Below are 11529 nucleotides of genomic sequence, written 5' to 3'. Positions count from 1 at the left end.
AGAATTATTCTCTGACTACTTTATCAATACCACTTATTTTAGAAAGACTTTTCATTACTGTTTTTAAAGTATTTTTATTTTTAACACCTACAGTTATTTTTCCCGTGAAAACACCATCATTAGTATCAAAGTTCATATTGTAAATAGCGAGATGCATATTGTTAGAAATGATCTGGGTCACTTCATTTACAACCCCAATATTGTCAATACCGTTAAGTTTGATTACTGCTTTGAATTCTTCCTGACTAGAATCAATCCATTTAGCAGGCATAATACGATATGCATAGTTACTTTGTAATTGCAATGCATTCGGACAATTATTTTTATGCACTTTTATTCCTTCATTAACAGTTATAAAGCCAAAAACATCATCCCCAGGTATAGGGTTGCAACAATTTGATAGTTTGTATTCTAACTTCTCTGAATCTTTACCAAAAACAAGTAGATCATATTTTGATGTAATTTCTTCTTTATCTACATCTTTAATGTTACCTCTTCGAATTCTGTTTTTAATAAAATTCATAAAGACATTGCTTCGAGTAGTAGCAAATTCTTTAATTTTTTGGTTGTCAATTGTTCCTATACCAACTCTATAAAATAAATCCAAACTTGTTTTAAGTTTAAAATAAAGAACAAGTTCATTTACTACTTTTTCTCCCATTGTAATTTTTTGGGAACGAAGTTTACGTTTTAGGATAACTTTACCATCTTCTGCGATTTGTTTTCTCTCATCTCGTAAAGCAGATTTTATCTTTGATCGTGCTCTTGCAGTAGTAGAGTAATCCAGCCAGCTGGAAGAAGGTTTTGATTTTGTTGAGGTAATTATTTCGACTTGGTCACCACTTTTAAGTTCGTGGCTTAATGGTACCAATTTGCCATTTACTCTTGCTCCCCGAGTTCTTAAGCCAACTTCTGTATGTACGCTAAAACCAAAATCTAAGGCAGTAGCTCCTTTGGGTAAGGATTTTAAATCACCTTCTGGAGTAAAAACAAAGATTTCCTTAGCATAAAGATTTAGTTTGAATTCTTCTACAAAGTCTACAGCATTGGTTTCAGAATTTTCTAAGGCTTCCTGTAGTCTGTTGAGCCAACCATCTAATCCTTGGTCCTCTTGCCTTTCTTCATTGTTTTTATACTTATAATGAGCAGCGTATCCTTTTTCAGCGATTTCATGCATACGATCACTACGAATTTGAACCTCTACCCATTTGCTATCTGGCCCGATAACCGTAATGTGTAAAGCCTCATAACCTGTTGTTTTGGGTTGATTAATCCAATCCCTTAATCGAATTGGATTAGGCCTGTAGTAATCTGTAACAATAGAATAGATTTTCCAAGCTATGAATTTTTCATTTTCAGTGTCAGCATCGGACTTATAGATGATTCGTATGGCGAATTTATCATAGACTTCGTCAAATGATACATTCTGTTTCACCATCTTTCTGCGAATGGAGAAAATGGACTTAGGCCTTCCTTTTATTTCATAATTTAATCCTTCTTTATCCAGTCCTTCTCTAATTTTATCAGAGAATCTTTTGATATATTCATCTTGCTCTTCTTTACTCTCTTTAATTTTTTCGAGAATATCCTTATAAACCTCAGGTTCGGTATATTTGAGCCCCAAATCTTCAAGTTCTGTTTTGATGTTATATAAGCCAATTCTATGCGCTAATGGGGCATATATAAATAGTGTTTCAGAGGCGATTTTTACTTGTTTGTCTGGTCGCATAGCATCCATCGTTTGCATATTATGTAAACGATCGGCAATCTTAATGATAATAACTCTAACATCATCATTAAGAGTAAGGAGCATTTTTCTAAAATTCTCTGCTTGTAAGGATATATCTCTATCTTTTTTTAGAGAAGAAATTTTAGTTAAACCATCTACAATACGGGCAACCGTTTCTCCAAACATTTGCTCTATATCGACTAATGTATATTCTGTATCTTCTACAACATCATGAAGTAGAGCAGCAGCAATGGATGTAGCATCAAGTCCAATTTCACTGGCCACAATCTTAGCAACAGCAATAGGGTGAAAAATATATGCCTCACCACTCTTACGGCGTTGATCTTTATGTGCATCTACAGCAATATCAAATGCTTGTCGTATAAGTATTTTGTCCTCTTTGGTAAGATCCCTATAACTAATACGAAGCAATTCTTTGTATTGCTTTGCAATTTTTTTGTTTTCCTCGTCTATAGCAGCTTCGGTCATAACACAAAGTTTTTTAAGAAAGCCCTATTAAGCAATATGTGTGATATCCCCTTAGTCGTATTAGTTGTCAAAAATTATGCCTTATTTTAATAATTAAAAAACAATTTTTTTCAATAATAATTAAAAGTACAATTAAGAAATGTAACCACCAAGTACTTAAGTGATGGATTTATTTTCTTAGATTTTTAATCCTTTGCGATAGAGTAGGGTGTGAATAATGAATGAATACCATAGCAGGATGAGGTGTAAGATTACTTAAATTATTTTTTGAAAGTTTTTTTAAACTACTAATTAAAGCTTCATTATTATATGTGTTTTTTGCATAGTCATCAGCTTGGTATTCAAATGCTCTAGATACTACATTCATTATTAACCCAGTTATTTCAGAAATAGGACTATATAAAATTCCGAAGGCTATAAGACCTATATGAAATGAAGGAGTTGCGACCCCAAGAGCTTCAGAAAGAAGTGGATTTGCTATGAAAAGAGATAAAAACCATAATGTCAAACCAGTAAGCGCTATAGATAATAGTAAATTAACGATTACATGCCTTTTTTTATAATGACCAACCTCATGAGCAAGTACAGCAACGATTTCTTCATTATTTAAATCTTTAATTAATGTATCATAAAGGGTAATTCTTTTTTCACTACCAAAACCAGAAAAATAAGCATTTGCCTTGGTACTTCTCTTAGAACCATCAATCACAAAAATATCTTTTAATTGAAATCCCACTTTTTTTGAATAAGCTTCAATCGTATCTCTAAGTTCTCCCGGTTCTAAAGGAGTCTGTTTGTTAAATATAGGTACAATAAGTTTAGCGTAGAACATATTCATTGCTAATGTAAAAATAGATACTAATGTCCAGGCATATATCCAGAATGACCTTCCTGTTAATTCATAAAACCATATAATTAATGCTAGTAGCCCTCCACCCACAACAATCATCATGATCATGCTTTTTATCTTATCAATAAAAAAGGTTTTTATAGTTGTTTTATTAAAACCAAATTTTTCTTCAATTACAAAAATTTTATAATAGACAGCAGGTGTAGATAGAATGTCACTACCAATCATAATAATTCCAAAAAAAAGAAGTCCTATAATAATAGAGTTATTAGAAATGCTTCTTGATATAGTATCTACCCAAGCAAAACCGTCTAAGAAGAAAAATAAAAGCATTATAATTAAGGATACAGTAGAAGAAACTAGTTTGAATTTATAATTTGCTTTCTTGTATGCTATAGATTTTTCATATTCTTCTTCTGGGTATACGTCTAAAAGTTCTTTAGGGATTTCATTATTGTAATGTCTGGCATTAAGTATATCTAATAGAGAATCTATTAAGAAAACAATTACAATGATGGCTATCAGTAAGTAAAATAGGTAATAAGGGGTCATCGGTTTATAGCAAATTAGAGTTCAAACATTTGGGACATGTAAGAATTCGTAAGGTAATGAATTTTAATTTATTTTTAATATAATATTAAATCTTTTAGTTTGTAAAGCCCCGTTGACGTTTTGCTTCAAAAATTAAAATCCCGGCGGCTACAGAAACGTTCATTGAATCTATTACACCATTCATAGGAATAATAATATTTTGAGTGGTATTTTCTAAAAACAGATCGCTCATGCCAGTAGCCTCAGTGCCAACAACAATTGCAGTGGGCTTGGTGTAATCTAATGTATTATAATTTACAGATGCTTGTAATGCTGCGCCATAGATATTCACTTGTTCTTTTTTTAGGAAATTTATGATATCAACTGTTGATCCTGTGGCAATTGTATTAGTAAACAGACATCCTACACTGGATCGTATGATATTAGGATTGTAAAGATCGGTTTTTGGATTGGCAATGAGAACAGCATCTAATTGAGCAGCGTCAGCAGTACGAAGCAGTGCTCCTATATTGCCTGGTTTTTCAGGAGCTTCTGCTACCAAAATAAGAGGGTTTTTAGAAGGTAAAGTCAATTTGTTTATATCTGTATTCTTGGATACTACAACGGCCAAGACCCCTTCTGTCGTTGCTCGGTAAGCTAGCTTTTGATATATTTCTGATGTAATCTCGAATAACTCAATTTGATTGCTATAAGTTTTGGCTAGCAATGAAACCTCTTTATAGGTAATAATAGAAGAACAATAATATAATTGGGTAATAGTATAGCCGCCTTGTATTGCTAGAGTAATTTCACGCTTACCTTCAATGATAAAAAGTTTTTCTCTCCGACGAACTCGTGCCTTTTCTTTAAGTTGATTGAGAAATTTTACTTTATCATTCTGCAAGCTTTTTATTTGATTTTGCATAAATGCAAAGATAGTAATAGGTGGGAAAAAATGTTTTCTTTTTTTAGGTATTTAAAGAAGTTGGATCGTTTATGTATTGCTGGACTTCCTTGATGATTTTTGGGTAGTATCCATCTAAATCCTGAAATAGTTTTAAAAGCAAAGAGAATTCTAATTTTTCTTTCGAAGAACGTTCTATGTCTTCTAGAATACTGGTTTCTTTTTGTAACCCAATAGTTTTAAAACTTGATTTAAGTTTATGAGCAATTCCTTGTATTACGTTTATATTTTTGTTTTCAATAGCCTCTTTTAATTTTTTATATTCTTCAGGAGTTTCTTCTATAAATATCTGAAGCACACTTTTGATGATTTCTATATCGTTATCAAAAGTTTTTTTCAGGAAAGATAAATCGCAGAACTTTTTGTTGTTAGCTATGGGATTAGTATCAGTATGAAAAGAAGTTTTATTTTTTATGTTGGATTGTAAGCTAAAGAGTATTTCTTCTAGAGCTTCCTCACTTAATGGTTTAGTTAAGTAAAAATTCATTCCAGATTCGATTGCTTTCTTTTTTGATTCTGGAAATACATCTGCGGAGCATGCCACTATTGGTAATTGGTTAATCCTGTTATTGCTGGATTTTCGTATGATTTCTGTTGTTTCGGGACCATCCATGACTGGCATATGCATGTCCATCAGTATAAGATCATAAATAGATTCTTCTAATTTTTCCAAAGCAATTTTTCCATTATCAGCAATATCTGCTTTGATGTTCCAGTTAGAAAATAATTGCCTCATAAAAAATTGATTCATTTTATTATCTTCGACTACAAGAACTTTCATTCCTGATAAACTGCGCTTATTTTCAGCTTGTGTGGTTAGTTTTTCGTTTTCTGAAGATTTATAACTGCTTTTAGCATAAGTAATAGAAAAATTAAAGGAAGAACCTTTTCCGGGTTGGCTTTCGGCCTTGAGAGTTCCCCCTTGTAGTTCTATAAGTTGTTTAGAAATTGATAAACCAAGACCAGTTCCTTCTATCTTGTTTTTGCCAGGTTTATGGACTTGATAAAAACTTTCAAAAATATTCTTTAGTTTGTTTTTTGGTATGCCTACTCCAGTATCTTTTACAGAAAAATTAATAGTAATATGAGTTTCAATAACTTCTTCTGTTTGTACTTGAATTATTATTTCTCCTTTTTGGGTAAATTTTATTGCGTTACCCAATAGGTTAATTAAAATTTGATTTAACCTAAGTTGATCTCCAATAATGAATTTAGGTACTGAAGAATCAATATGCATAATATACTTTAGTCCTTTTTCATCTGCTTTTATTCTAAAACCTCGAGAGATATTAGTAATGAGTTCTCGAACATTAAAATCGGTATTGTGTAATGTTAGTTTTCCTGCTTCAATTTTAGAAAAATCAAGAATATCATTAATAAGAATCAAAAGATTTTCAGCAGAAAATTGTATGCCATCTAGGTTTTTTCTATCGATTTGTGGAGTACTAAAATTACTTTTTTGTAAAATACCTGTAAGTCCCAGAATCACATTAAGTGGTGTTCTGATTTCATGACTCATATTAGATAAAAATACAGATTTTGCTTTTGCAGATTTCTCTGCTATTACTTTTGCTTCTCTAATTTCATTATCTATAATTTTTCTATTGGTTATATCCCTAAAGAAAGCATTAAAAAGATAATCGTTTTTAGTTTTAATAGCAATAATAGTAAGTTCGATATAAACAATAGAGCCATCTCTTCTGTTAATAGAGGTCTCTACTCTTTTATTTATGAGTTCATCTTCTCCTGTTTGTATATAATTGCTAAAACTGGTTTTTAATTGGTGTCTTAATTTTCTGGGTACCAAAGAATATAAGTTCTTACCTATAGTTTCTTCTTTTTTTAACTCTAAAATTATTTCAGCTTGTTTATTCCAGTTTAATACTGTTCCTATACTGTTTACTAGGATTACGGCATCCATAGCAGTTTCTAGAATAGTTGTTTTTAAGTGTTCACTGTATTTTAGTTCTTCTTCTACTTTTTTTCTTTCAACAATTTCTTTGGTTAGTCTCTCGTTTATTTCTTCCAAGCTGTATAGCTGCTTTTGCAGCATCTTATGCATTTGTTGTTTGCTTGGGAAATTAATAAGATCTTTTGAAAGAATTTCTTCTGGGATAACATTAAGAGTAGCGGTGAAGGATTCTAGTAAATGATAGGATTGAAAATGCTTTTTATAGATAATGAGGTAGATGTTTGTAATAGCATTTATCCCTAAACTATTTTTTATTCTAAAAAATATTTGATTGGAGTATTCTAGTAGCTTTTTTCTTTCTTTGATCAGATCAATAGAATTAAAATCATATTCGGTGTCTAGATATTGTTTTATTTGCTGGATTTTTTGATCATTATAGTTGCCGACCAGTTCTGAAGATTTCTTTAGTACGTTCGAGAGAAAAACTTTACATAATATTAATTCTTGCTCCTTTAGTGGATCAAATATTAATTTGAAATTTTTGTATTTAAATAGAGGAGCATGTTGTTCGGCAACCTGATTTCTTATAAAATGTTTACTGGCAAGTTTTATTGTGTTTTTTTCGGTAAGATGTTCTTCGAGAAATAAATATACCTCGGGTAGGGACTCAATCTTTTTGGTGAGAGATAGTCCTTTATAAGCTTTAACCTTTGTTTTTAAGTTAGAGGCGTTTGCATGTATATCAACCTCATTCCATAGAAAATCAATAAGATCTATAATTTTCTGTTCTTCTTGGTTTTTTGAAGGATAAGCTTTCTTGGGGCGAAATATTCTTTTAAACCAATTAAGGATCATCTAAGGTCATATTTTACTGGCTTTATATATTTTATAAAAACCCAGCGCAGATAACCCCCATGTAAGAATAAGAGCAATAAACCAGATATAATTACCCGCCGTGTCTCCAAATATATTTTTAAAAATATTATAATTAAAAATATGAGCTATTTGCATATGAAGATGTCCAAGAGCCATTACTACAAATCCCCATGCTAATAGTGTCATTCCTGATCCAAATTTTCCTCCCTTTAATCGTGTTGCTGTTAAGAAGCTAAAAACCAAAGCAATGGCAAGGAATGGCATTTCGAGAAGACCAAAAATCTGTTCTGCACCCATATCACTATCTGAGTGTCCAGTATGATCTTGTGCTAACAATTGTTGGCTACTAGAAAATAAAACGAATGTAAGTAAAAAGTAAGCTTTTTTCATATATGTCGAGTTTTCTTAAAAGTAATGAAAAAATACTGATTAGCATCCCTTTTTATAGTTAAAGTACTTGTTTTGTCGACAAAATGCATTTATGTAAAAACTAAATAGAACAAAAAACCCTGCTATATAGCAGGGTTTTTTTATAAGTGAGATTGTATTGTTTTTACTAAAAGAGTTATTTTACTTTTTCTACAATTGCTTGAAAAGCTTCAGGGTTGTTCATCGCTAAATCTGCAAGAACCTTACGGTTTAATTCGATATTATTAGCTTTTACTTGTCCCATAAATTGAGAATAAGACATTCCATGTAATCTAGCACCAGCATTAATACGGGTGATCCATAAAGCACGGAAAGTTCTCTTTTTGTTTCTACGGTCTCTATACGAATATTGCATCGCTTTGTCAACCGCATTTTTTGCTACAGTCCAAACATTCTTACGACGTCCGAAGTAACCTTTTGCTTGCTTAAGAACTTTTTTTCTTCTAGCTCTTTTTGCAACGGAATTTACTGATCTTGGCATAATTTAAATTTTTTAGTAGTAGGCGGTCGATATTCGACTCTTTTGTTTTATAGTAGTTACATCTGTATTAGAGAGTTTATTACTATTGGCCTAACTCCTTGGTTTATATTAATTTTAACCTTATTAAAAAGTGATTACTTCAATCGCAATTGCTCTTTAATACTATTTTCATCGCTTTTGTGCACTAATGTTGAGTGCGTCAAAGCAAGCTTACGTTTTTTAGATTTTTTTGTCAAGATATGACTCTTAAACGCATGCTTTCTTTTAATTTTACCAGTACCGGTAAGCTTAAATCGCTTTTTAGCACTGGATTTTGTTTTCATTTTAGGCATTGTATCCTTGTTTTTATAATCTCACTTAATATTATTACAATTTCCTTTTTGTTAGGAATTTGTTTATTTTTTTGGCGCAATGAACATTATCATTCGCTTACCTTCTAGTTTTGGCATTTGCTCAACCTTACCATATTCTTCTAATTCTTGTGCAAGCCTAAGAAGTAAGATTTGTCCTTGATCTTTATATATGATAGAACGTCCTTTGAAAAATACATAAGCCTTTAATTTAGCTCCTTCGCTTAGGAATTTAATGGCATGTTTTTTCTTGAACTCATAATCATGTTCATCTGTATTGGGACCAAATCTAATTTCTTTAATAACAACTTTAGTGGCCTTTGACTTTAAGGCTTTGTCTCTTTTCTTTTGTTCATAAAGGAATTTTTTGTAATCCATTATTTTACAAACGGGGGGTACGGCTTTAGGTGAAATCTCTACAAGGTCGAGTTCTTGCTCTTCGGCAAGTTGTAAAGCTTTTTTTGTTGGGTATACACCAACTTCTATATTGTCACCTACAAGACGCACTTCATCAACACGAATTTTATGGTTGATTCTGTGAGCATCTTCTTTAATTACTCTTAGTGGTTTTTGAGACCTTCTTCTTCTAATTGCTATGACTTAATAATTTTAGTTAAACTTAATTTTTTAGTATTCGTTATCCGTTAAACGGTTTTAAAGTTTTGTTAATTTCTTCGGTTACTAATTTAGAGAATTCTTCAATAGGTATTGCTCCTAAATCTTCTCCTCCATGTTTTCGAACAGAAATTGTATTATCTTTTTCTTCTTGTTCCCCTACGATTATAATATAAGGAAATTTATTCATTTCAGCTTCTCTGATCTTTTTGCCAATCGTTTCATTTCTATGATCCGAGAGGGCGCGAATTTCGTCATTTTCTAACAAATTTAAAACTTTTTCAGAGTATTTTTCATATTTCTCGCTGATAGAGAGTATAATAGCCTGTTCTGGCATGAGCCATAATGGGAAATTACCTCCCGTATGTTCTAATAAGATTGCGATAAATCTTTCCAGACTACCAAAAGGAGCTCTATGGATCATTATTGGTCTATGTAATTCGTTGTCGCTACCTTTATATGTAAGTTCAAAACGTTCTGGTAAGTTATAATCTACCTGGATAGTTCCTAATTGCCAGCTTCTTCCTAAAGCATCTTTGACCATGAAGTCAAGTTTGGGACCATAGAAGGCTGCCTCACCACTTTCTATTATATAATTAAGACCTTTGTCTTTTGCAGCATTGATAATAGCATTTTCAGCTTTTTCCCAATTTGCTACATCACCAATATATTTATTGGGATTTTCTAAATCCCTAACAGATACTTGGGCTGTAAAATTTTCGAAACCTAAAGAACCAAAAACATATAAAACTAAATCAATTACTTTTTTAAATTCATTATCTAATTGGTCTGGAGTACAAAAGATATGAGCATCATCCTGGGTAAATCCTCTTACGCGAGTTAAACCATGAAGTTCACCACTTTGTTCATATCTATATACGGTGCCAAACTCGGCATATCGCTTAGGTAAATCTCTATATGACCACGGTTCGCTATTGTATATTTCACAATGGTGAGGGCAATTCATGGGTTTTAATAGAAATTCTTCACTTTCAGCAGGAGTATTTATAGGTTGAAAGCTATCTTCTCCATATTTAGCATAATGACCAGAAGTTACATATAGCTCTTTTTGACCAATGTGTGGAGTAACTACCATTTCATATCCAGCCTTTTTTTGAGCTTTTTTCAAAAATTGCTCTAAACGATCTCGTAAAGCAGCTCCTTTTGGAAGCCAAAGAGGTAGTCCTTGACCCACTTTTTGAGAAAAAGTGAAAAGCCCTAGTTCTTTACCTAATTTTCTATGATCACGTTTTTTTGCTTCTTCTAGTAATTCTAGATATTCTTTTAATTCCTTTTGTTTAGGAAAAGATGTTCCATAAACTCGTGTTAGTTGTTTATTATTTTCATCTCCTCTCCAATATGCGCCGGCAACACTCATGATCTTTACGGCTTTGATAATTCCTGTGTTAGGAATATGGCCTCCTCGACATAAATCAGTAAAAGTATCATGATCACAAAATGTAATTGTTCCATCTTCAAGGTTTTCAATCAGTTCAACTTTATACTCATTTCCTTCCTCTTTGTATTTGGCTAAAGCATCAGCCTTTGAAACAGCTCTCATTTTGAAGTTATGCTTGCCTCTTGCGATTTCGAGCATTTTATCTTCAATAGTCTTGAAATCTTTTTCAGAGATTGTTTTATCCCCTAGATCAACGTCATAATAAAATCCATTATCAATTGCAGGACCAATAGATAGCTTAACTCCAGGGTATAGTTCTTCAAGGGCTTGGGCTAAAACATGAGATGTAGAGTGTCTAAACGCTGTCTTGCCTTCGTCATCTCTCCACGTAAATAATATAAGGTTACCATCTGTGGTTAATTGGGTGGTGGTTTCAATAGTAGTTCCGTTAAACTTTGCAGAAATTACATTTCTTGCAAAACCTTCACTAATATCTTTTGCGATATCCATAGCAGTAACACCGCTATTATATTCTCTAACCGAACCGTCTGGTAACGTAATCTTGATCATGTTTTTCTAATTAAAGGGGCAAAGATAATACGATAATAAAACTCATACAATATATAAGACATATTTAATTGATGAATTCTTTTGATTATGTGAGATGACTACTATAAAGAGGGGTGAAGGTTAAATTTGATCTAACTTCATTATATATACTAAAGCTGCCTATAATTATTTATGATATGGGATAAAGCTTTTTTTGTGCTCATAAGTTATAGTTTATCAGACTGTTAAAAAAAAGTTTTAAAATAGTTATGAAAATGTGTTGTCATAAAGAAAAAGGGTTCTATATTTGCACCCGCAAAACGGGGTATTGTTTTGTTTAGTTCATTGAGATTTG

9 protein-coding genes are annotated in these 11529 nt (G+C 31.9%); all 9 read right to left on the bottom strand.

Going from position 1 to position 11529, the window contains the following annotated elements; translation table 11 throughout:
* Positions 1–4: 4 nt before the first annotated feature.
* The 9 genes from PQF96_RS02605 to thrS all read right to left on the bottom strand — a co-directional run bounded on the left by PQF96_RS02605 (position 5) and on the right by thrS (position 11195).
* Positions 5–2218 carry a RelA/SpoT family protein gene (locus tag PQF96_RS02605; protein WP_109437051.1) on the bottom strand — a complete coding sequence of 738 codons (2214 nt, stop codon included), beginning with the start codon at positions 2216–2218 and terminating at the stop codon, positions 5–7.
* A gap of 169 nt (positions 2219–2387) precedes the next feature.
* Positions 2388–3620, bottom strand: coding sequence for a M48 family metallopeptidase (locus PQF96_RS02600; protein ID WP_109437050.1), 1233 nt, complete (start codon positions 3618–3620; stop codon positions 2388–2390).
* A gap of 94 nt (positions 3621–3714) precedes the next feature.
* Positions 3715–4524 (bottom strand): TrmH family RNA methyltransferase, encoded by an 810-nt coding sequence (locus PQF96_RS02595; protein WP_109437049.1) that lies wholly within the window; start codon positions 4522–4524, stop codon positions 3715–3717.
* Between the two features lie 43 nt (positions 4525–4567).
* Complete coding sequence (locus PQF96_RS02590) at positions 4568–7330, bottom strand: PAS domain-containing hybrid sensor histidine kinase/response regulator (protein ID WP_271764991.1); 2763 nt, start codon at positions 7328–7330, stop codon at positions 4568–4570.
* A gap of 6 nt (positions 7331–7336) precedes the next feature.
* Positions 7337–7741 (bottom strand): hypothetical protein, encoded by a 405-nt coding sequence (locus tag PQF96_RS02585; protein WP_109437047.1) that lies wholly within the window; start codon positions 7739–7741, stop codon positions 7337–7339.
* Positions 7742–7916: 175 nt separating this feature from the next.
* Positions 7917–8261 (bottom strand): 50S ribosomal protein L20, encoded by a 345-nt coding sequence (rplT, locus tag PQF96_RS02580; protein ID WP_109437046.1) that lies wholly within the window; start codon positions 8259–8261, stop codon positions 7917–7919.
* A 134-nt stretch (positions 8262–8395) separates the two neighbouring features.
* Positions 8396–8593: a 50S ribosomal protein L35 gene (rpmI, locus tag PQF96_RS02575; protein WP_027394180.1), complete on the bottom strand. Its 198-nt coding sequence runs from the start codon at positions 8591–8593 to the stop codon at positions 8396–8398.
* Between the two features lie 63 nt (positions 8594–8656).
* Positions 8657–9166, bottom strand: coding sequence for a translation initiation factor IF-3 (gene infC, locus PQF96_RS02570; protein ID WP_255412242.1), 510 nt, complete (start codon positions 9164–9166; stop codon positions 8657–8659).
* 82 nt (positions 9167–9248) lie between these two features.
* Positions 9249–11195: a threonine--tRNA ligase gene (gene thrS / locus PQF96_RS02565; RefSeq protein ID WP_271764990.1), complete on the bottom strand. Its 1947-nt coding sequence runs from the start codon at positions 11193–11195 to the stop codon at positions 9249–9251.
* Between the last annotated feature and the right edge of the window lie 334 nt (positions 11196–11529).

This window comes from Aquimarina algiphila (assembly GCF_947494415.1).
GTDB lineage: Bacteria > Bacteroidota > Bacteroidia > Flavobacteriales > Flavobacteriaceae > Aquimarina > Aquimarina algiphila.
This window is presented reverse-complemented; position numbering and strand designations above follow the sequence as displayed.

Excerpts from the sequence above, each read along its gene's own strand:
- PQF96_RS02605 (WP_109437051.1), bottom strand. The coding sequence starts at position 2,218 with ATGACCGAAGCTGCTATAGACGAGGAAAACAAAAAAATTGCAAAGCAA.
- PQF96_RS02600 (WP_109437050.1), bottom strand. The coding sequence starts at position 3,620 with ATGACCCCTTATTACCTATTTTACTTACTGATAGCCATCATTGTAATT.
- PQF96_RS02595 (WP_109437049.1), bottom strand. The coding sequence starts at position 4,524 with ATGCAAAATCAAATAAAAAGCTTGCAGAATGATAAAGTAAAATTTCTC.
- PQF96_RS02590 (WP_271764991.1), bottom strand. The coding sequence starts at position 7,330 with ATGATCCTTAATTGGTTTAAAAGAATATTTCGCCCCAAGAAAGCTTAT.
- PQF96_RS02585 (WP_109437047.1), bottom strand. The coding sequence starts at position 7,741 with ATGAAAAAAGCTTACTTTTTACTTACATTCGTTTTATTTTCTAGTAGC.
- rplT (WP_109437046.1), bottom strand. The coding sequence starts at position 8,261 with ATGCCAAGATCAGTAAATTCCGTTGCAAAAAGAGCTAGAAGAAAAAAA.
- rpmI (WP_027394180.1), bottom strand. The coding sequence starts at position 8,593 with ATGCCTAAAATGAAAACAAAATCCAGTGCTAAAAAGCGATTTAAGCTT.
- thrS (WP_271764990.1), bottom strand. The coding sequence starts at position 11,195 with ATGATCAAGATTACGTTACCAGACGGTTCGGTTAGAGAATATAATAGC.